Origin of the sequence: Burkholderia sp. SCN-KJ (assembly GCF_024656005.1) — a bacterium.
Taxonomy (GTDB): Bacteria; Pseudomonadota; Gammaproteobacteria; order Burkholderiales; family Burkholderiaceae; genus Burkholderia.
In genome coordinates, this window is sequence record NZ_JANKOG010000012.1 from 68,917 (window position 1) to 89,581 (window position 20,665).

The window sequence follows — 20,665 nt, forward strand, 5'->3', positions numbered from 1 at the left end:
GGTGCCGGCCGCCTACGCCGTTCCGGCGAGGCCGGAAGCGGCCGGCGTGAGTAGCATTCTTGCGTGGCGGCGGCCGGCGAACCCCTACCGGCCCGCTCACCGGCCCCTGTCGCAACGCTCAGATCGGGAGAGAGATGAAACAGCGCGCATTGCCGGCACGCGGCCGCGTGCTGCCGGGCCTCGGTGCCCGTCTGCTCGACGAACTGGCGCGCAGCGGCGTGCCGTCGGCGCAACGGCCTGCGCCGACGGCCGTTGCTGCTGCGACGACGACACCCGGCGGCTTCGTCGCGCTGTACCGCGACGCGATCGAGCGGCTCGAGGCGCAGGTCGCGCGCGGCGACGGCCATCCGCCGATGCGCAAGCAGGAAGTCGACCTGATGTGCCGGTGCCTCCTCAGTTGCGCGACGCTCGCCGACGCGATCCGCTGCGCCGCCGAGTTCTGCGAGATGCTGACGCCGCGCGCCGGCGCGCTGTCGCTCGCGGTGCGCGACGGACGCGCGACGTTCCGGATGGATTCGCTGCGCCGCACGCGCAGCCCCGCCGCGTGCCTCGTCGACCTGACGGGGCTGTTCTGCTATCTGCAACTGTTCGGCTGGCTGATCGGGCAACCGCTGCGGCCGGACGAAGTCTGGCTCGGCCATCCGCGCCGCGAAGACGCGATGCCGCTGCTCGGGCTGTTCAACGCGCCGGTCGACGTCGGCCGCAAGACCTACGGCTTCGCGTTCGACGCGGTGCGGCTCGATGCGCGCGTGATCCGCCAGCCGGGCGAGCTGGCCGCGTTTCTCGTCGATTTTCCGTTTCGGCTGATCGATGCCGCGCCGGCCGTCGTGTCATGGGCGCAGCAGGTGCGCGGCTTTCTCGATGCGGCGCTCGCGCGCGAACAGGCGCTGCCCGCGCTCGCGGCGCTGGCGACATGGCTCGGCGTCAGCGAAGCGACGTTGCGGCGGCGGCTGGCGGCCGAAGGCAGCGGCTATCACGCGTTGCGCGAACAGTGCCTCGCCGACGTCGCGCGGCGCTGCCTGCGCGAGTCGGACTGGCCGGTCGCGCGGATCGCCGCGCATCTCGGCTTCGGCGGCGAGGAAGCGTTTCGGCGGGCGTTCGTGCGCTGGACGGGCATCGCGCCGAGCCGGTTCCGGCGCGATTGCAGCGCCGCCGGCGGTGCGTTTCGTCAGACATGAAACGCGGTGCGAAGGCTCGGATTGAAATGATTTCGAAAGCATCCAGCGAACACTGACGTTTTTTCGCATCCCTGCGCACTTCGATAATTGACGCGCCGGCGCGCTCGCCATTACGCTTGCGCGCTGATGGTTCCCGGGAACGGGATCAAAAGGGAACGCAGGAGAGGCCATGCCTCGAATCTGCGGCTGCCCCCGCAACTGTGAGCGGCGAATCCGCACCACCCCATGCCACTGGGAAACCGGGAAGGCCGGTGCGAATCGCGACCCGCGAGCCAGGAGACCTGCCATCGACCCGAGGTCCAAGCAGCCGCACCGGGCGGGGTGTCCCGATGCGCCAGCACCGCCTTTGGCGGTCGCCCCGTTGCATGGACGGCCCGACCTCAGGACCCTTCAGATGTCCGATCTTTCCGCCTCCGCTTCCACGCCGGAAGCGTCGTGCCGTTGCGCGGCCAGTCCGCGCGGCGTGTCCGCACGCGTGTGCCGTGCCGAGTCGTCCGGCACGTGTCATGACGACACGCGTGAATGCCGCGCACGCTGCCCGGTCTCGCGATAGACCGACGATAACCAGGCGGTACTCGCCGCCCCCCGCTTACGCTCGCCGTACCTGCAACACGGTCACGCTCGCTGCCTCATGAATCTTCGCCACCTTCTCGCCACGTCCGCCGCCACGGCGCTGTTCTCCCCGATCGCCCACGCCGCCGGCGACTTGCCGCCCGCGCAGCCGCCCCAACCCGCCGAAGGCGCCGACCTGCCGACGATCAGCGTGACCGACACGCGGCATCTGCCCGAGTCGTTCGACCAGCGCTATGCGACGACACAGGTGCTCACGCGCGCCGATCTCGACCGGCTGTCGCCGAGCGACCCGAGCATCACGCAGGCGCTCGCGACGCTGCCGGGCGTGACCGTCTCGCAGAACGGCGGCCCGGGTTCGTCGGCGTCGGTCAGCATCCGCGGCTCGTCGGCCAGCCAGGTCGCGGTGTTCATCGACGGCATCCGGATCGGCTCGCCGACCACCGGCATCGCGCCGTGGGCCGACCTGCCGACCGACGCATTCGAGCGCGTCGAGGTGATCTCGGGGCCGGCCGCCGCGTCGTTCGGCGCGAACGCGATGGGTGGCGTCGTGCAGCTGTTCACGCGCCGCGCCGCCGGCCAGCCGAACCAGACCACCGTGTCGTTCGGCGGCGGCTCGAACAAGACCTTCGACACGCAGTTGCGCACGTCGGGCACCGTGCCGTCGACGGGGCCGCTCGCCGCGCTGGGTGGCCTCACCTACACGCTCGGCCTGCATGACTACAACACGGCGGGCATCGACGCAACGCGGCCCGTGTTGCCCTACCACGAAGACGGCCACAATCCGTATCACGCGCAGGACCTCGATGCGCGCCTCGGCTATGCGCGCGACAACTGGTCGATCTCGACGTTCGCGCTGTACCACCGCTCCGACCTGTCCTATGACAACGCCGGCTTCGCGAACCGCGAGCTCGATCATCAGCTGACGACCGGCGTCGCGTTCCATCTCGACATCACGCCCGACACGCAGTTCGACCAGTCGTTCGGTTATGCGAACGATCGCCAGTTCCTGTACGCGAGCGACCCGGCCATCCCGACCGACCAGATCAACTCGCAGCGCATCAGCTCGTCGACGTCGCTGACCCATCAGGCGCACGGCTTCTATCTGTTCGGCCTGCCGCTGTCGGGCGAGACGAAGGTGGCGTACGACTTCACGCGCGAACAGGCGTTCCTGCCGGTCGACGTGCCGGACGGCGTGCCGACGCGCAACGATTCCGCGTTCTCGCTGCATCAGTCGGCGACGCTCGGCAGCGTGACGATGTTCGTCGCGGGCCGCCACGAGATCATCGCCGGGAAGGCCGTGAACACCGGCAACGCCGCGCTGTCGTGGGCCATTACGCCGGTCTATACGGCGCGCGTGTCGTACGGCAATGCGTTCCGCCTGCCGTCGTTCAACGATCTGTACTACCCGGGCTACGGCAATCCGGACCTGAACCCGGAACGCAGCGATTCAGTCGAGGCCGCGCTCGACGCGAACACCGCATACGGCACATTCAGCGCCGCGATCTACGACACGCGCGTCAGCAACCTGATCGCGTACAACCCCGCGACGTTCTCGCCGATCAACATCGGCCGTGCGCATATCCGCGGCATCGACCTGTCGTACAAGGGCACGATCGGCCGCTATACGCCGGTCAGCGTCGCGATCGGGATCCTGAATCCGCAGGACGAGACCAACGACAGCTGGCTCAACCGCCGGCCGCGCCAGACCGTCAGCGTGAACGTCGACCACACGTGGGACGAATTCCATCTGCACGCGCTGAGCACGGGCGCGTCGCTGAGCTACGGCGGCACGACGTTCGACGATCCGGCCAACACGACGTACCTGCCGTCGTACCTGAGCGTGAACCTGCGCGCGTCGTACAGGATCAACGCGCACCTGACGGTGTCCGCCACGCTGTCGAACCTGTTCGACCGTCAGTACATGACCGCGTACGGCTACAACACGCTCGGCCGCACGGCGTTCGGCAAGGTCAGCTATACGTTCTGAGCGGGGTGGTCGGTGCATCGGCACCCATGTGCGCGGGTGGCGATGCCGACGGGTGTACGGGTGCCGGATGTCGTCGGCCGCGAGCGCAAGATCGCGTGCGCTCGCACCGCGCTACGCGTCAGGCCCCTGCGACGCCCCGGACGCCCGCGATCAACTGGATCGCGCCGAACGCCGCGATCACGACGGCCGACATGCGCGACAGCCGGTGCATGAACGTCAGCGACATCTTCGTGCGCAGCGCGGCGGTCGCGCCGCTCAGGCACAGCCACCACGTCGCGGAACCCAGGAACACGCCGGCGACCATCAGCGCCACGGTCGCCCCCATCGCGCCTTCATGCGCGCCCGCCAGCGGGCCGAGCGCCGCGAAGATCCCGACGAACGACAGGATCGTCATCGGGTTCGACAGCGTGAGGCCGAAGGTCGTCAGGAAATCGCGCAGCACGGTCGTGCGCGGCAGGTCTCGAACCGCCGCCGATGCGGTCGACGCCGCCGGCGCCTGCCGCGCGATCGACCACGCCAGCCACACGAGGAACGCGCCGCCGCCGATTTTCAGCGCGACGGTCAGCATCGGGAACGCGGTGACGATGCCGGCGACGCCCAGCGCGCCGAGCAGCCCGTAGATCGCATCGGCGCACGCGGCGCCGATGCCCGTCGCGAACCCCGCGTGAAAGCCGCGGCTCAGGCTGCGCTGGATGCACAGCATGCCGATCGGGCCGACCGGCACCGCGATCGACAATCCCATTACGACGGACTTGATGAACAGCATGACCGGCTCCTCGCGACATGCAATGCGTTGAACCGTCATCGTAGGGAAACTCCGGTCGCCGCTGAAGGCGGTTTTTAAGGAAAAATAGCCGCTTCACCTTAAAAACTCCGCCGCGATGGACGAACTCGACTGGAAAATACTCGCGCTGCTGCAGGCCAACGGCCGCATCAGCTACACGGAGCTGGCACGCCAGGTTCACCTGTCGGTGCCGGCGGTCACGGAACGCGTGAAGCGCCTCGAATCGGCGGGCGTGATCGACGGCTACACGGCGCGGGTCAATCCGGCCGCGGCCGGCTACCCGGTGAGCGCGCTGATCGGCATCACGGTGCCGCAGCCGGCGAAGGCGAAATTCCTGAAGCTGCTGGAGACCATTCCCGAAGTGGTCGAGTGCCATCACGTGACCGGCGCGGATTCCTACGTGATGCGGTTCGTCGCCGTCAGCATGGCGCATCTCGAACAGCTGATCGAGCGCATCAACCTGTATGGCGAAACGCGCACGTCGATCGTGATGTCGACGCCGTTGCCGGCGCGCGGGCTCGCGCGTCCGGCCGCGGCGGTCAAAGGCGTTCGGGGGTGACAGGATGCACCGCGCTGCGCGATGCTGTGCCATGCGCCGCTTGCGCGAACCGGACAACCTGCCATGCCAGTCATCGGATTCGATCATTACAACCTGCGCGCGGATCGGGCCACGCTCGATACGCTGCGCGACTTCTACGTGAACGTCGTGGGCCTCGAACCCGGGTATCGACCGCCGTTCCAGAGCAGCGGCTACTGGCTCTACGCGGGGGCGCAGGCGATCCTCCACCTGTCGGAAGCGCGGCCCGGCGAGGCGCGGCCGGCGCATGTCGTCAATACGTTCGACCATGTGGCGTTTTCGTGCGCGAATGCCGACGACACGGAGCGGCGTCTTGCTGACGCGCAGGTTCGGTACACGCGCCGGTACGTGCCAGTCACGAGCCAGCTGCAGATCTTTTTCACCGATCCGGCCGGGAATGGCGTCGAGTTGAATTTTGCGGAAGCCGGCGGAGATTCCGGTGACAAACGGTACTAGTGCTCAGCACATCGATCGACGCTGCGGCTTTCCTGAACATCGTCACGCATGCGGTTTCCGCGTACCTCGCAGCGGAAACTGGCGCTTTCGCGACCATTCCATCGACGTCAGACACATCGGCCCTTACTTGAGATGAATCGATCCAACGCGAAACTGATCACCCTCGTTCTGCGACTTCTATTCGCAAGCCTCTGCTTGCCGGCCGCCAATTCGCAAGCCGGCCCTTTTACGGCCCAGAGCAGCCAGCTGAGTGCCTCCATGTCCGACCTGCCCCGTTACGAGAAACTGCCGTTATTCAGTCCTCATCGCAAGTCCTTCGCGTGCGTGTATCAGGCCCAACACGTACCACCTGTCGACCCCCAGGCTGAATTGTGGTTTCAGCAGGCGCTGGCGCTTGATAATCCGCACATTGACTACGATAAGCGCGATTACCCGAAGATTTACCAACTCTACTCGCAGGCTGCCGAGCGCAATCACTGGAAGGCCATGCTGAATATCGCCTCACTGATATTGAGCGATCGTCAGGGCGTACCAACCCATGATCCCGAAACGGCTATCCGCTGGGTGGAAAAAGCGATGAAACTGGGTGTGCCTGACGCCTACGACATGATGGGGGTCTACCATCAGAACGGGCTGGTTAAAGGCGGCGATGCGACCAGCGCCTATGCCTTCTTCCAGCGCGCTGCCGATATGGGTAGTCCATCCGCGCAAACTTTCATTGGAACAAAGACAGATGCTGCACATGACGATCCAGGCGGCGAATTCTGGGCAAATTTGCCGGTTGCGACACAGATGCTGGAATGTGCCTTCGCACAGGGATATGGAGATGCGGCAGATGAATTAGGGCTTGTCTACACGAGAGATAACACCGCCGAAGGTAAGGCACGCGCCCTAAAAATTTTGCACGAGGGTGTAAAGCTCGGAAGTGCCAAATGCGCACATAGCCTCGCACCGGAGTTCCGAGGCCTAGACCTTACCGATGGAACCAACCTGGTCGGGCATATCGACAAAGCGCGTGCGGAACGTTACAGCAAGCTCGGGGATGCGCTCGAGTTCTATCAGGGTCGCCTGAAGCTGCCGAATCTTGACAAGGTACTCCCGCTGCCACCCGCCCCGTTGCCGAAATGGGATGGTAAAGCACAGACGCTGATCGACGGCGCAAAGGCCGTGACACCGCCCCCCAAGCCGCAAAAGAGTGTGGCGCAGCAAGGCCGGGAATTCATTCCGGACGGGTATGTCGTGGCGGCACGAGAACATAGCACGATGGTTGTCACGGGCGACAATCCAGTACCACGCGATAGCTATTGGCTCGCGCTGTATGGCCCACCCTCTGCCTCCAAAGCCGAGTTGATCCCCGCCCGCCGTAACATTGCGGAGCGCTATCAAATCGGGGAACGCTTCGGCGCACCGTCATTCGACTGGCTGGCCGCTGAGCAGGTGCAGTGGCACTACCTTGGCGAAGCCTATGCCCTGCCCCCGCAACGCCATGATTGACAGGACTACCGTTCCCCGGAATGCTCGCCGGACGCCCCCCTCACGCGCCGTACCTGCGATCGTTCCCGGGCACGATGTGCCGCATGCAGACCGAAGCGTTCGGGTTTGGCCCGTCTTGCCAGCCATCACGCGCGGCGAACCTCACCGCTGCTTCTCGAGCTTCACGATCGTCAGCGCACCGTTCACGCGCTCGACCCGGACCTTGACCTTGTCGCCCACGTGCAGCGACGCGATCATCGCCGGGTCGCCGGCCTTGAATGCCATCGTCATCGGCGACATCCCGACGTTCTGGAGCGCGCCGTGCTTCAGCGTCACCATGCCGTGCTCGGCATCGATCCGTTTCACTTCGGCGTTGGTCAGCGCGGCATCCGGCGCCGACGTCTTCGAGTCGCCCATGTCCATGTTCATGTCGGACATGCTGCCGGCTGAATACGCCGGTGTCGCGACGACGTTCATCGCGGAGAGGACGGCGACGGCAATATTTCGAATCTTCATCAACCGACTCCCGGCTGCAGCGGGCAACACATGGAACGCACCCCCTACACCAGCAACGTCGCGACCGCCCACCCGATCAGCACGACACCCAGCGCCCGGCCGACCCGCTCGCCGCCCGGAAGTACCTTTTCGACCAGCACGAACAGCGACAACGCGACGATCCAAACGACGTTCATCACGCCGCCGACGAACAGCAGCGCCATCAGCAGCCAGCAGCAGCCCACGCAATACGCGCCGTGGCGCGCGCCGAGCAGGAAGCTGCCCGTGATTCCCGGGCGCCAGTATGTCGCGAGAAACCGCACCGGCGACCGGCATTGCCGCAGGCATGCCTGTTTCAGCGGCGAGAACTGATAGACGCCGGCCAGCGCGAGGACGATCGCGGACAGCACGGCGCTCTTCGACCACAGCATCATCCCGGAGATCAGGCCGGCAGGCTGCAGCAGCATCTGCAGCACGGCCGCGCCGACCGAGAACGCGAGCCATACGGCCAGATAGCCGGCCAACAGGCTCGTCGACGTGAATGCCGACCCGGCATCGCCCCGACCGTGATGCCGCAGCACGCGCCGGTACAGCAGCACGACCGGCGCCGCGCCGGGCGTCATCATCGCGATCATCATCACCCACCACATCAGGATCACGGTCGCGAGCGACGGATCCATGGCGCCCATGCCGTCGGCCAGCCGATGCGGAAATAGCGCGACCGCCGTCATGTCCAGCGCCGACATGCCGGTGCCGGCCCCCGTCCACAGATAGGCCCAGCACGCGCCGACGAGCGCGGTCATGCCGAGCAGCGTGACGACGCGCTCGCGTCCGAGAAGCTCGCCGACGGGGATCATGCCGCGACGCGATGCCGGATCAGCCCGTGGTTGTTCAGGTGCAGCCGTGCGAACTGCGCGTAGCTCCGCTCGAGATCCAGCTGGATGTGGCCGTGCGACCGGCCGGTGCCGGATCCGATCTCGGCCAGCTCGTATTCGAAGCCGTGCGGCAGGTCGATCCGCACGCGATGTTCGGCGCCCGTCACCGGATTGCGGATCGGCTCGCCGACGATGTCGAGCACGCCGTCGATGCTGATCCGGCCGCGCCGCGCATCCACGTCGACGTCGAAATCGATCTTCGCGAAGATCGGCTCGTAGGCCTGCTCGAGCGTCGATGCGAACACGGAAAACATCGTCGCGAACGGATCGGTGTCCTGACCGGTCATGATCTTCAGCACGGCTTCGCACTGTGCGGGGCTCGCACGCTCGTCGACGATCGGCTGGCACCGGCCGTGGCCCTCGTGAATCGGCCCGGGCCACTGGAACACGACCGCGATCCGGACACCGTCGAGCACCACGTCGCCGTAGTGGCCGCTGTCGATCGAAATCGCACCCATCGCTTCGCAGTTGCCGTGCGTCGGCAACGAATTGAACTGGCAGGGGCAACCGTATGAGCAATTGCAGTTCATCAGTTCGGTTCCCTGGATCTCCCACGGCGTCATGGCTTCACCTCGCGCAGTCGCTGGCACGTAATGTTTCGAATCTAGTGCAGCGGACAGGGGAAATCAAAGTGCGCGCGGGTGCCTCGTGCGTCGAAAAAAACCAGGCGCCGCGCGGCGCGCAACGGTGCCGGCCCGACGCATTCAACTTCGTCGCGCAGCCCCGCCGATGCAGGCGTTTCGATGCGCAACGGCGCGCTCCGAAGAGCGTGTTCGAGCCATGTCGGACAAAAGCCGACGGCACGCACGCAGCATCACGAATGCGGGCATCCCGCATCGGTCCTGGTTCATACTGTCTCGCAATCGACGATTCACCCCGACCGTCGCCGTCGCCCCGGATCGCTGTCATGCGTGTTCAAAGTGCGTTGCTGTTTCTCGTCGGCACCCTGCTCACCGCGGGCGGCTACGGTGCGACCTTCCTGCTGTCGATGCGCTTTCGCGCGATCGGCGGCAGCGATCTCGATACCGGCGCGGCACTGGCCGCGGCGACGGTCGGCACGTTCGCCGGCTTGTCGTTTGTCGGCTGGTTCTCGCAGCAGATCGGCACCGCGCGGATCGCCGCGCTGTCGTCACTGTGCATCGGCGCCGGCATCGTCGGCTTCGCGCTCGTCGGGCGCGCGGCCTATGCGGACCTGCCGTCCGGCTTCCTGGTCGGCTTCGGCTGGGGCGCGTTTCACCTGGCCGCGCCGATGTCGCTGGCGGAGCGTACCAGCGGTGCGGAGCGCGGCACCTGGTTCTTTCGATCGGCGACGTTCCAGATGACCGGAATCGGCGCATCCCCGGCGTTTGCCGCCTATGCGATGCGCATGCTCCACTGGTCGATCGACGACACGCTTTACGCGGTCGGCGCGCTGTGCGCGCTCGCGTCGCTGATGCTGGAAGCATTCGGCCGCCTGAGCCCGCGTCCGTCCGCCCCCGTCGCCGGCGGCCGGTGGGTGCGCGAGCTGCGCACGATCTCGCGCACGCGGGCGGCCGCGCCGATCGCGATGATCGCGCTCGGCACCTGCGTGTTCTCCGGCCTGATGACGTTCCAGATGTCGCTCATGCAGGGCACGCAGGCGCGGCCCGGCACATTCTTCAGTGTTTATACGATGACGGTGGTGAGCGCGCGCTGGCTGCTCGGGAGATGGGTCAGGATGGCGCGCCCCGAAACGGCGACCAAGGGCCTGCTCATGTTGATGCTGCTCGGCGCGCTCGCGATGTTCGGCGCTGCCGCGCACGCATCGCTGCAGTCCGTCGCGGCCGTCCTGCTGGGCGCCGGCTACGGTCTCATGTATCCGGTGATCCAGGCGCAGGCGGTCAACGATTGCCCGGACGCGCAACGGCATGGCGTGCTGACCTGGTTCGTCGCGTCGTATTTCATCGGCGCGTTCGGGTTTCCGTCGATCGGCGGCTGGGTGATGGTGCATGCCGGCAAGGGCGCGTTGCTGATGCTCATCGCCAGCTGCGGGCTGGCGGCGCTGTCGCTCGCGATCCTGCGCGACCGGCCGGAGCCGGTGCGCACGCAATGACGCCGTCGCCGGACGAACCGCCGCGCAGCCTGCCGGTCAGAACCGTCCGACGTCGACCACCGCCTGGGCGAATGCCTGCGGCGCCTCCTGCGGCAGATTGTGGCCGATACCGCCCGTGATCGTGCGATGCTCGTACTTGCCGGTGAACTTCGACCGATAGACGGCCGGCGGCACGTGAAACGCCCCGTTCGCGTCGCCTTCCATCGTGATGCTCGGAACCGTGATCGGCGGCGCGGATGCAAGCCGCTGCTCGTATTCGTCGTACTTCGCCTCGCCCACCGCAAGCCCCTGCCGCCATCGGTAATTGTGGATCGTAATGGCGACGTGATCCGGGTTTCGGAAAGCCGGCGCGCTTCGCGCGAAGGTCGCGTCGTCGAAGTTCCATTTCGGCGACGCCTGTTTCCAGATGAACTTGACGAAATCTTCGGTGTACTTCTCGTAGCCGTCGCGGCCACGGTCGGTCGCGAAATAGAACTGATACCACCACTGGAACTCGCCGGCGGGCGGCAACGGCATTTTCCCCGCGCTCTGACTGCCGATCAGATAGCCGCTCACCGATACCAGCCCCTTGCAACGCTCCGGCCACAGCACGGCAATGATATCGGCGGTTCGCGCGCCCCAGTCGAATGCACCGAACAGAGCCGTCCGGATATCCAGCGCATCCATCAGCGCGATGATGTCGAGTGCAACGGCCGTCGGCTGCGCGTTACGCATCGTCTGGTCCGACAGGAAGGTGGTCGAGCCGTAGCCCCGCAGGTACGGGACGATCACCCGATACCCCTGCGCGCCGAGCGCCGGGGCGACGTCGACGAAGCTGTGGATGTCGTATGGCCAGCCGTGCAGCAGCATGACTGGCGGCCCATCGGCCGGGCCCGCTTCCGCATAGCCGACGTTGAGCAACCCGGCCTTGATCTGCTTGATCGTCGTGAACGACGGATGGCTTCCAGGCTTGATCGGTGGAAGCGGCGGGGTTGCCGACGGCGCATTTTGTGCGTGAGCGGATTGCAGCATCTCGAACTGCGCTGCAACAAGCGCACCGGCTGCCATGCGCGCAAAGCCACGCCGGCGCGGGTCGATTTCTTCTGGCATTTTTATCTCCCGTTTCAGTGGGACTGACCGACAAACCGCAAAACAGACGCTACCGGAAAATGTTAGTCGATAGGAAACGGCTTGCAAGGCGGATCGAACGACGGCAACAGGACGCATTGCCTGAATCCGTCTGTATGCGCCTGTGTCGCGCGTGCAGCCGCCGGCTGGTCGACCGGATCGCCGCAATCGCAACGTCGAAGCGTGTCACGCCTTCGCAAGGTGCCATCGCATGGACGTCGAGCCGCAACATGGTGCCCATTCCGGGTAACCGGCGTATCGCAGATCTTGAAGAAAACGTTGCCGTGTCGGACATCGATCACTCATCCGGCGAACTGGCAGCGCTCGACGAGGCCGCACCGGTCGGTGCGGCGACAGGCGAACGCCATTCGGCGCGAATGATGGCAACCGTCGGGCATTGACGGCGAAAAACGCGCCGCCGCACGCGTCGCATCCGCAGCCCCCGGCGGTGTCGTCCTGACGTCAACCCGGTTTCTTCGACGACCGCGCGACCGCGAACCACGCCATCATCGCGCCCGCGACCCACGCGCAGGTCAGCAGCAGGTCGAAGTCCATCATGCCTTCGAAATTCTCACTGTTCTCGAAGCTGCAATGCCGGCTGCCGCGAAATTCGATGCAACCACTGGCGACCCACTGAACGTGCATGAATATGTGATAGACGGCGAAGGCCGAAGCGATAATGGCGACGCGCAGGCGTAGGGTCGTTTTCATTCGGCGCCGGAGGCGGTGGGATGGTCTGACGCCGATCTTAAGACAACGGCGCCGCATCAGGCAATCGATCCCGCGCGAACGTCGCGACCGGCATGCACGACGGCGAATCGCCATCCGCACAAACCCCGATAAAACCGTGGCATCGCGCTTTCGGCGCGGCGCTCGGCGCGCACGGGGTTTGCGGTATTCACACTGACGCACGACGGTCTTGCCGCCGGCCAAGCATCCGCCGCCTGAACGACAACGCGCATCGCTTACGCGCCGTCGATCTGCCGGAGCCACCTCAAGCAATCCACCGCCAGCTGCTGATAGATCCGCGTGCCGTTCGCCTTCGCGTCGATCTCCGCGTCGCTCAGCCGCCGCACCACACGGCCCGGCACGCCCGCGAGCAGCACGCCGCGCGGCACGTCGTAACCGGCCTTCACGAACGCGCAGGCCGCGACGATCGTGGTCGCGCCGATCGTCGCGCCGTCCATCACGACCGCGTTCATCCCGATCATCGTGTCCGGCTCGAGCGTCGCGCCGTGCACGATCGCGCCATGGCCGATGTGGCTGTTCACGCCGAGCCGGCACGTCTCGCGGATGCCGACGTGCAGTACGCAGCCGTCCTGCACGTTGCTGCCGTCGCCGACGACGATCGCGCCGAAGTCGCCGCGCAGGCTCGCATGCGGGCCGATGTAGCAGCGCGCGCCGATCGTCACGTCGCCGATCACGACCGCGCTCGGATGAACGTATGCGGACGGATCGACGCGCGGGCGCATGCCGTTGAATTCGAACAGCGGCATCGCTCAAAGCACCGCGGCCGCTTCGGGCACGAGCGTGAACAGGTCGCCGACGAGGCCGTAGTCGGCCACGCCGAAGATCGGCGCTTCCGGATCCTTGTTGATCGCGACGATCACCTTCGAATCCTTCATGCCGGCCAGATGCTGGATCGCACCGGAAATACCGACGGCGATGTACAACTGCGGCGCGACGATCTTGCCGGTCTGGCCGACCTGGTAGTCGTTCGGCACGTAGCCGGCGTCGACTGCCGCGCGCGACGCGCCGAGTGCGGCGCTCAGCTTGTCGGCCAACGGCTCGAGAACCTTCATGTAGTTCTCGCCGCTGCCCAGGCCGCGGCCGCCCGACACGACGATGTTCGCGCTGGTGAGTTCGGGGCGATCGAGTTTCGTCACCTCCCGGCCGATGAACTGCGACACACCCGCATCTGCTGCCGCTTCGATCTTCTCGACCGCTGCGCTGCCGCCAACGCCCGCGACCGGATCGAAGCCCGTCGTCCGCACCGTGATCACCTTGATCGGGTCGCCCGACTGCACCGTCGCGATTGCGTTGCCAGCATAGATCGGACGCTCGAACGTGTCGGCCGATACCACCGCCGTGATGTCGGAGATCTGCGCGACGTCCAGCTTCGCGGCGATGCGCGGCGCGATGTTCTTGCCGTACGCGGTGGCCGGCGCGAGGATGTGCGAGTAGTTCGACGCGACGGTCAGCACCGTCGCTTCGACGTTCTCGGCGAGACCGTCCGCGAGTTGCGGCGCGTCGGCGAGCAGCACTTTCGAAACGCCTGCGATCTTCGCTGCCGCATCGGCCGCTGCTTGCACGTTGTGGCCTGCGACCAGCACGTGTATGTCGCCGCCAATGGCCTGCGCAGCCGCCACCGCACTCAACGTCGCGGCCTTGATCGGCGACGCGCCGCCAGCCGATGCCACGTCATGCTCGGCGATTACCAGAATCGTCATGTCCGTCCGCTCCCTGTTACAGCACCTTGGCTTCGGTCTTCAGCTTGTCGACCAGCGTCTTCACGTCCGGCACCTTCACGCCGGCCGCGCGCTTCGGCGGCTCGGCCACCTTCAGCGTCTTCAGACGCGGCGTGACATCCACGCCGAGGTCTTCCGGCTTCACCGTTTCCAGCGGCTTCTTCTTCGCCTTCATGATGTTCGGCAGCGTCACGTAGCGCGGCTCGTTCAGGCGCAGGTCCGTGGTAACAACTGCAGGCAGTTGAAGCGACAGCGTTTCGGCGCCGCCATCGACCTCACGCGCGACCGTCGCACGACCGTCGGCGATCGTCACCTTCGACGCGAACGTCGCTTGCGGCAGGCCTGCCAGCGCAGCCAGCATCTGGCCGGTCTGGTTCGAATCGTCGTCGATCGCCTGCTTGCCCAGGATCACCAGTTGCGGCTGTTCCTTGTCGACCAGCGCCTTCAGGATCTTCGCGACGGCCAGCGGCTCGACGCTGTCATTCGACTCGACGAGGATCGCGCGATCCGCGCCGATCGCCAGCGCCGTGCGCAGCGTTTCCTGCGCCTGCGCGACACCGACCGACACGGCCACCACCTCCGTCACGACGCCGGCCTCCTTCAGCCGCACGGCCTCTTCCACCGCGATTTCGTCGAACGGGTTCATCGACATCTTCACGTTCGCGATGTCGACGCCGGTGCGGTCGGACTTCACGCCGACCTTCACGTTCGCGTCGACCACGCGCTTCACTGCCACGAGCGCTTTCAACTGCCTGCCTCCTCTCTTGTTTCGACCGCCGCGGCGTGTCAGCGCGCGGTGTATCCGCCGTCGATCACCAGCTCCGCGCCCGTCACGTAGCGCCCGGCCGGCGATACGAGATACAGGATGCCGGCCGCGATGTCGCGCGGGCTGCCGATCTTCGCCATCGGCACGTTGGTCTGCAGATAGCCGAACACGTTGTCGGGATCCTGGCCCATCTGGCGGAATGCGTCCTCGAGCATCGGCGTGCGGATGTAGCCCGGATGCACGGAGTTCGCACGGATGTTCTTCGCCGCGTACAGCATCGCATCGACCTTCGCCATCATCCGCACCGCGGCCTTCGACGCGTGATACGCGGGCACGTCCGGGCCGCCGACGATCCCGTACATCGACGACAGGTTCACGATCGAGCCGCCGCCGGCCGCTTCGAGGCGTGGAATCGCCGCGCGCGTGCACAGGAACACGCCGTTGACGTTCACGTCCTGCACGCGCTGCCACTGTGCGAGCGTGAGTTCGTGCGTCGGCACGTTGTGCCCTTCGATGCCCGCGTTGTTCACGAGCACGTCGAGGCGCCCGAAGCGCGCGACGATCTCGCCGAACACGCGCTCGACGTCGGCCTCCTGCGTGACGTCGAGCGACCAGAACGCGGCCTGGCCGCCCTGCGCGCGAATCTCCTCGACGAGCGCTTCGGCGGGCTGCGACAGCACGTCGAGGATCGCGACGCTCGCGCCGGCCGCGGCCAGCGTGCGCGCCGTTTCCGCGCCGATGCCGCGCGCGCCGCCGGTGATCGCGGCCACCTTGCCGCGCAGGTCGAAGAGGTCTTCGATGAGTTTCATTGTGTCTCCTTGTATTCAGGCGAGCCGGCCACGAACAGGCCGGCCATCAAAACCATCGCGCATCATCGCGCCGTCGGAGCAGCCAGGAAATCGAGGCATTCCCGATTGAAATAGGCCGCATGCTCCACCATGACCCAGTGGCCGCAGCGGTTCAGCAGCACGAAGCGCGCGTCGCGGCAGCGCTCGAGGAACGTCAGCGCGCCGCCGACCGGATTGAAGCGGTCGTCCGTGCCCCAGAAACCGAGCACCGGGCAGCGCAGGTCGGCGAGCGCGCCCGTCAGGTTCGGCACGCTCATCGTCGACAGCACTTCGGTCGGCTGCTCGACGCACACCTTCATCCGCTCGGCGACGAGCGCGTCGGTGACGATCGCCGGATCGTGCACCAGCAGCGTCAGCAGCTCGCGCATCGTGTCGTCATTCATCTGGCGATTGGTGAAGAGCTTCACCATCCGCTGGATCCCTTCCATCCGGAAATAGGTATCGCGATCCTCGACGCCGCCCGGCGCCATCATGATCAGTCCGTCGACTTCATCCGGGTAATCGAGCGCGTATTTCAGCGCGATCGCGCCGCCGAGCGAGTTGCCGAGCAGCACGGCCGGCCCGATGCCGAGCGCGGCCAGCTGCGCGTGCAGCGCGCCGACGAAGAAATCGAGCGTGTAGGCGACGCCGGACGGCTTCGACGACTGCCCGTAGCCCGGCAGGTCGACGACGATCGCGCGGTGGCCGGCCGCCGCGAATGCGGGGTAGTTGTGCTTGAAGTTGCTGAACCCGCTCGCGCCCGGGCCGCTACCGTGGATGAACACCACCGGGCGGCCTGCGCCCGCCTCGAAATGATGCAGGCGCAAGCCGCCCGGAACGTCGGTGAAGATGCCGGCCGGCGGCGTCGTGGGGGTCGTCATCGCGGGTTGTCTCCTTCGTCGGTCGATGGATGCCTGCCACGATGATTGCGCCGCCGGCGCCGGCCGACATCATCCTTTCAGACTACGAAGCCGCGCGCGCTTGTTCCTATCATCGGGCCACCGAAAATGGAGGCAGACGATGAACGGATTCGACTACAGCGGCAAGACGGTGCTCGTGACGGGCGGCACCAAGGGCATCGGGCGGCGCATCGCCGAGCGGTTTCTCGCGGCGGGGGCGCGCGTGTTCGTGTGCGGGCGCAGCGCGCCCGACACGCCGCCGTCCGCCGGCGGACGCACGGCCACCTTCATCGCGGCCGACCTGCGCGACATCGAGCAGGTCGACGCGATGCTCGCGACGGTCCGCGCCTCGACGGGCGCCCTCGACGTGCTCGTCAACAACGCGGGCGGCTCGCCGTTCGTGCTCGCGGCCGACGCGTCGCCGCGCTTCACCGAATCGATCGTGCGGCTGAACCTGATCGCGCCGCTGCAACTCGCGCAGCGCGTGAACGCGATCATGCAGCCGCAACCGCACGGCGGCGTGATGCTGTTCATCGCGAGCGTCAGCGCGTCGCGGCCGTCGCCCGGCACCGCCGCGTACGGCGCCGCGAAGGCGGGGCTCGTCAACGCTGTCACGTCGCTCGCGGTCGAGTGGGCGCCGCGCGTGCGCGTGTGTGCGATCAGCCCGAGCCTCGTGCAAACCGAATCCGCGACCGAAGGCCACTACGGTGACGATGCGGCGCTCGATGCGATCCGCGCGACGATTCCGGCCGGACGGCTCGCGACGCCCGACGACGTCGCGTCGGCGTGCGTGTTCCTCGCGTCGCCAGACGCGTCGTACACGTCGGGCGCGAACCTGCGGCTCGACGGCGGGGGCGAACGGCCCGCGTTCCTGGCCGCGGCGCAGATGCAAGCGCGCTGACGCACGCGCCGCCAGAGGCGCGCGCCGATCGTTTCCAGTCCTAGGGAAGTCATCTAGTTCATTTTGACGATTCCCTGCTATCGCGATCTCCCTACTCTGCCTCTCACGACAACCACAGTCGACCGTCGTCGATACCCCCAGAGGAGACACCATGCATCAACGGATTTCGCGCCGTACCGACAAGCGGGCCACCGCCGCGCTGTCGACGCTGGCCGCCGCGCTGCTGACTTGCGCCGTTCCCGACGCGCACGCCGGCAGCACGATCGAGCTCGGCGCCGACACGACGCTGGACTACACGTTCACGCTGAGTTACGGCCTCGGCATGCGCACGCGTGCGCCGAGCGGCAATCTGCTGACGCCGGCGAACATCAACGGCGACGACGGCGACCGCAACTTCGCGAAGAACAAGCTGATCGAGAACCAGGTCAGCCTGCTCGGCGAAGTGAACCTGAAACACGACGACTGGGGCGTGTTCGTCCGCGCGAGCACGTTCTACGATCAGGCGTACCGCCACCCGAACTACAACGACGCGCCCGGCACGGTCAATCACACGGGCCAGTACAACAACTTCACCGGCGACGCCCGCTACTGGTCGGGCGGCCACACGACGCTGCTCGCCGCCTACGCCTACAACACCTTCAAGATCGGCCCGACGAGCCTGAACGTGAAGGTCGGCGACCAGGTGGTCGCGTGGGGCGAAAGCCTGTTCTTCCCGAACATCGCGGGCGCGCAAGGCCCGGCCGATGCCACCAAGTCCTATGTCGCGGGCGCTCAGGTGAAGGACATCCTGCTGCCGGTGCCGCAGATCTCGACGCAGTGGCAGATCACGCCGAACTTCAGCCTGCTCGGCTACTACCAGTTCTCGTTCCAGCAGAACCGCCTGACCGCGCCCGGCACGTACTGGAGCTATTCGGACGTGGTCGGCCCGGGCGCGCAGTTCATCATCGGCCCCGGCGGGATGATCATTCCGCGCGGGGCCGACGACAAGCCGAGCGCCCGCAACCAGTGGGGTATCGGCGCACGCGTGCGCGTGCTGGGCGACACCGAGCTCGGCGTGTACCACCTGCATTACAACGACATGAACCCGAGCGTCGTCACGACGTACTTCCCGACGCTGCAGTACCAGCAAAAATATTTCAGCAACATCAAGCTGACCGGCGCGAGCTTCTCGACGCAGGTCGGCCCGGTGAACGTCGCGGGCGAAGTGTCGTATCGCCAGGGTGCGGCCGTGCTCGTCAACACGCCGACCGGCCCGCAGTCGACCCGCGCGAACGTGCTGCAGACCAACCTGTCGGGCATCTACTCGATCGGGCCGAGCTTCCTCGCGAACTCGCAGTCGCTGATCGGCGAACTGACGTACGTGCATGCCGGCGGCATCTCCGCGCTCGACGGCTCGACCACGCTCGCCAACTCGCGCAACGCGCTCGCGATGGAGATCGCGTGGACGCTCAGCTACAAGAACGTGTTCAACGGCTGGGATCTCGACGTGCCGCTGACCTACACGCACGACCTGACCGGCACGTCGCCGCTCGCCGGCGCGCTCGGCTCGCTGACGGGCCAGGGCGATCACCGCGTGACGGCCGGCGTGACGTTCACGCGCCTGAGCAACCTGCAGCTGGCGCTCGTCTACGCGAAGTTCCTCGGCTCGCCGAACCCGGTCACGCGTCCGCTCGCGGATCGCGACTACGTGCTCGCCACGGCGACCTACCACTTCTGAGCGGCCCGGCCGCTCGTCACTCAGCAAGAAGAGGATTTGTCATGAAACGAACTCGTCTCCCCCTCCTGCGCGCATCGGTGATGGCCGCGTGCGCGCTCGTCGCGACGGCCTCGTTCGCGAAGGTCACGCCGGACGATCTGAAGGCGCTCGACGGCCCGCTCACGCCGATGGGCGCGGTGCGCGCCGCGAGCAAGGACAACAGCGTGCCGGAGTGGTCGGGCAAGTGGCTCGGCACGCCGCCCGACGTGCAGTACAAGCGCGGCAGCCGCTACCCCGATCCGTTCGCGAACGAGAAGCCGGTCGCGACGATCACCGCCGAGAACATGGCGCAGTACGCGGAGCACCTGACCGACGGCCAGAAGGCGATGTTCAAGCGCTATCCGGCCACGTTCAAGATCAACGTCTATCCGAGCCATCGCGACTTCCGCTACGCGGATTCCGTCTACAAGGACATCCGCACGTATGCGCCCGATTCGACGATGACGTCCGACGCGAACGGGCTGACCAACGCGCCGCCGCAGGTGCCGTACCCGATCCCGAAGACGGCCGCCGAGCTGCTGTGGAACCAGCGCTTCTCGTCGGCGATCGGCACCGAGCAGGCGACCTACGACCAGGCGGTCGTGTACTCCGACGGCAACATCGCGTGGGGCAAGGTGCGCTACGACATCTACTCGCCGCGCAACGTCGGCAAGTACGACGTGAAGAGCGACCTGAACAACCGCACGTTCTATCGCAACGCGACGGAGCTGCCGCTGTCCGACCGCGGCTCGCTGATCGTCGGCTTCACGAACTGGGACAAGGCCGGCGCGGACAACTCGTCGCGCACGTGGATGTACAACCCGGGCACGCGGCGCGTGCGCCAGGCGCCCGAATACGGCTATGACCAGCCGCAGGGCCCGGGCGGCTTCCGCACCGTCGACGACGACCGCCTGTACAACGGCCCCGGCGACCGCTACGACTGGAAGATCGTCGGCAAGCGTGAAGTCTACGTGCCGTACGACAACTACAAGGCGATGGACAGCTCGGTCAAGTATGCGGACCTGCTGACCAAGGGACATGAAAACCCTTCGTACATCCGCTACGAGCTGCATCGCGTGTGGGTGCTGCAAGCGACGCTGAAGAGCGGCTATCGTCACCAGTACGCGAAGCGCGTGCTGTACATCGACGAGGACTCGTGGATGACGCTGCTCGCCGACAACTACGACGCACGCGGCCAGCTGTGGCGCACCAACGTCGCGACGACGCTGTACGCGTACGACGCGAAGACGTTCTACCCGGGTGTCGTGTTCTTCCACGACCTGATTTCGGGTGCCTACATGGCCGACCGCCTGACCAACGAAGGGCCGATGCCGAAGCTCGACAACAGCCCGCAGTTCAGCGAGGCATATTTCTCGCCGGACGCGATCCGCAGTTCGGGTAACTAACCAAATCGCCGCACGCGCCGGAGCCTC

The 20,665-nt window shown here is 66.5% G+C and carries 21 protein-coding genes and 1 riboswitch; of the genes, 10 read left to right on the forward strand and 11 right to left on the reverse strand.

The features are described from left to right. Positions 1-134: 134 nt before the first annotated feature. Both NQV17_RS20520 and NQV17_RS20525 read left to right on the forward strand, forming a co-directional pair. Positions 135-1,178, forward strand: coding sequence for an AraC family transcriptional regulator (locus NQV17_RS20520; RefSeq protein WP_257773648.1), 1,044 nt, complete (start codon positions 135-137; stop codon positions 1,176-1,178). 110 nt (positions 1,179-1,288) lie between these two features. After that, a riboswitch (cobalamin riboswitch) is annotated at positions 1,289-1,482 on the forward strand. 327 nt (positions 1,483-1,809) lie between these two features. Then, positions 1,810-3,738 (forward strand): TonB-dependent receptor domain-containing protein, encoded by a 1,929-nt coding sequence (locus tag NQV17_RS20525; protein WP_257773649.1) that lies wholly within the window; start codon positions 1,810-1,812, stop codon positions 3,736-3,738. 118 nt (positions 3,739-3,856) lie between these two features. Here NQV17_RS20525 and NQV17_RS20530 read toward each other — a convergent pair whose 3' ends face one another. Beyond that, positions 3,857-4,504 carry a LysE family translocator gene (locus NQV17_RS20530; RefSeq protein WP_257773650.1) on the reverse strand — a complete coding sequence of 216 codons (648 nt, stop codon included), beginning with the start codon at positions 4,502-4,504 and terminating at the stop codon, positions 3,857-3,859. 115 nt (positions 4,505-4,619) lie between these two features. On the opposite strand from NQV17_RS20530, the gene NQV17_RS20535 reads away from it, so the two are divergent. From NQV17_RS20535 to NQV17_RS20545, 3 genes are all read left to right on the forward strand, one after another. Further along, positions 4,620-5,081 carry an Lrp/AsnC family transcriptional regulator gene (locus tag NQV17_RS20535; protein ID WP_044844621.1) on the forward strand — a complete coding sequence of 154 codons (462 nt, stop codon included), beginning with the start codon at positions 4,620-4,622 and terminating at the stop codon, positions 5,079-5,081. A gap of 63 nt (positions 5,082-5,144) precedes the next feature. After that, complete coding sequence (locus NQV17_RS20540) at positions 5,145-5,555, forward strand: VOC family protein (RefSeq protein WP_257773651.1); 411 nt, start codon at positions 5,145-5,147, stop codon at positions 5,553-5,555. Between the two features lie 258 nt (positions 5,556-5,813). After that, positions 5,814-7,049, forward strand: coding sequence for a tetratricopeptide repeat protein (locus tag NQV17_RS20545; protein ID WP_257773652.1), 1,236 nt, complete (start codon positions 5,814-5,816; stop codon positions 7,047-7,049). Between the two features lie 141 nt (positions 7,050-7,190). On the opposite strand, the gene NQV17_RS20550 is transcribed toward NQV17_RS20545, so the two are convergent. The 3 genes from NQV17_RS20550 to NQV17_RS20560 are packed head-to-tail and all read right to left on the reverse strand — an operon-like array spanning position 7,191 to position 9,021. Continuing rightward, positions 7,191-7,544 carry a copper-binding protein gene (locus NQV17_RS20550; protein ID WP_257773653.1) on the reverse strand — a complete coding sequence of 118 codons (354 nt, stop codon included), beginning with the start codon at positions 7,542-7,544 and terminating at the stop codon, positions 7,191-7,193. Between the two features lie 44 nt (positions 7,545-7,588). Continuing rightward, the gene (locus tag NQV17_RS20555; RefSeq protein WP_257773654.1) at positions 7,589-8,380 is read right to left on the reverse strand and encodes a DUF2182 domain-containing protein; all 792 of its coding nucleotides are present in this window, start codon (positions 8,378-8,380) and stop codon (positions 7,589-7,591) included. Beyond that, positions 8,377-9,021: a DUF1326 domain-containing protein gene (locus tag NQV17_RS20560; RefSeq protein ID WP_044844625.1), complete on the reverse strand. Its 645-nt coding sequence runs from the start codon at positions 9,019-9,021 to the stop codon at positions 8,377-8,379. Before NQV17_RS20560 ends, NQV17_RS20555 begins: the two co-directional genes overlap by 4 nt. A 344-nt stretch (positions 9,022-9,365) precedes the next feature. On the opposite strand from NQV17_RS20560, the gene NQV17_RS20565 reads away from it, so the two are divergent. Further along, positions 9,366-10,529, forward strand: coding sequence for an MFS transporter (locus NQV17_RS20565; protein ID WP_257773655.1), 1,164 nt, complete (start codon positions 9,366-9,368; stop codon positions 10,527-10,529). 36 nt (positions 10,530-10,565) lie between these two features. Here NQV17_RS20565 and NQV17_RS20570 read toward each other — a convergent pair whose 3' ends face one another. Continuing rightward, positions 10,566-11,618, reverse strand: a complete 1,053-nt coding sequence (locus tag NQV17_RS20570) for an alpha/beta fold hydrolase (protein WP_257773758.1) — start codon at positions 11,616-11,618, stop codon at positions 10,566-10,568. A gap of 59 nt (positions 11,619-11,677) precedes the next feature. On the opposite strand from NQV17_RS20570, the gene NQV17_RS20575 reads away from it, so the two are divergent. Next, the gene (locus NQV17_RS20575) at positions 11,678-12,037 is read left to right on the forward strand and encodes an aldo/keto reductase (protein WP_257773759.1); all 360 of its coding nucleotides are present in this window, start codon (positions 11,678-11,680) and stop codon (positions 12,035-12,037) included. A 61-nt stretch (positions 12,038-12,098) separates the two neighbouring features. On the opposite strand, the gene NQV17_RS20580 is transcribed toward NQV17_RS20575, so the two are convergent. The 6 genes from NQV17_RS20580 to NQV17_RS20610 form a co-directional block, all read right to left on the reverse strand. After that, complete coding sequence (locus tag NQV17_RS20580) at positions 12,099-12,347, reverse strand: hypothetical protein (protein ID WP_257773760.1); 249 nt, start codon at positions 12,345-12,347, stop codon at positions 12,099-12,101. Positions 12,348-12,601: 254 nt separating this feature from the next. Beyond that, positions 12,602-13,132, reverse strand: a complete 531-nt coding sequence (locus NQV17_RS20585) for a transferase hexapeptide repeat family protein (protein WP_308236594.1) — start codon at positions 13,130-13,132, stop codon at positions 12,602-12,604. 3 nt (positions 13,133-13,135) lie between these two features. Further along, the gene (locus NQV17_RS20595) at positions 13,136-14,086 is read right to left on the reverse strand and encodes an electron transfer flavoprotein subunit alpha/FixB family protein (RefSeq protein ID WP_257773656.1); all 951 of its coding nucleotides are present in this window, start codon (positions 14,084-14,086) and stop codon (positions 13,136-13,138) included. 16 nt (positions 14,087-14,102) lie between these two features. Then, positions 14,103-14,852 (reverse strand): electron transfer flavoprotein subunit beta/FixA family protein, encoded by a 750-nt coding sequence (locus NQV17_RS20600; protein WP_257773657.1) that lies wholly within the window; start codon positions 14,850-14,852, stop codon positions 14,103-14,105. 38 nt (positions 14,853-14,890) lie between these two features. Further along, positions 14,891-15,679, reverse strand: coding sequence for an SDR family NAD(P)-dependent oxidoreductase (locus NQV17_RS20605; protein ID WP_257773658.1), 789 nt, complete (start codon positions 15,677-15,679; stop codon positions 14,891-14,893). A 62-nt stretch (positions 15,680-15,741) separates the two neighbouring features. After that, positions 15,742-16,578: an alpha/beta fold hydrolase gene (locus NQV17_RS20610; RefSeq protein WP_257773659.1), complete on the reverse strand. Its 837-nt coding sequence runs from the start codon at positions 16,576-16,578 to the stop codon at positions 15,742-15,744. 139 nt (positions 16,579-16,717) lie between these two features. On the opposite strand from NQV17_RS20610, the gene NQV17_RS20615 reads away from it, so the two are divergent. The 3 genes from NQV17_RS20615 (at position 16,718) to NQV17_RS20625 (ending at position 20,638) form a co-directional block, all read left to right on the forward strand. Continuing rightward, positions 16,718-17,497 (forward strand): SDR family oxidoreductase, encoded by a 780-nt coding sequence (locus tag NQV17_RS20615; protein WP_257773660.1) that lies wholly within the window; start codon positions 16,718-16,720, stop codon positions 17,495-17,497. A gap of 151 nt (positions 17,498-17,648) precedes the next feature. After that, positions 17,649-19,214, forward strand: a complete 1,566-nt coding sequence (locus NQV17_RS20620; RefSeq protein WP_257773661.1) for a DUF1302 domain-containing protein — start codon at positions 17,649-17,651, stop codon at positions 19,212-19,214. Between the two features lie 41 nt (positions 19,215-19,255). Beyond that, the gene (locus NQV17_RS20625) at positions 19,256-20,638 is read left to right on the forward strand and encodes a DUF1329 domain-containing protein (RefSeq protein WP_257773662.1); all 1,383 of its coding nucleotides are present in this window, start codon (positions 19,256-19,258) and stop codon (positions 20,636-20,638) included. Positions 20,639-20,665 lie beyond the last annotated feature (27 nt).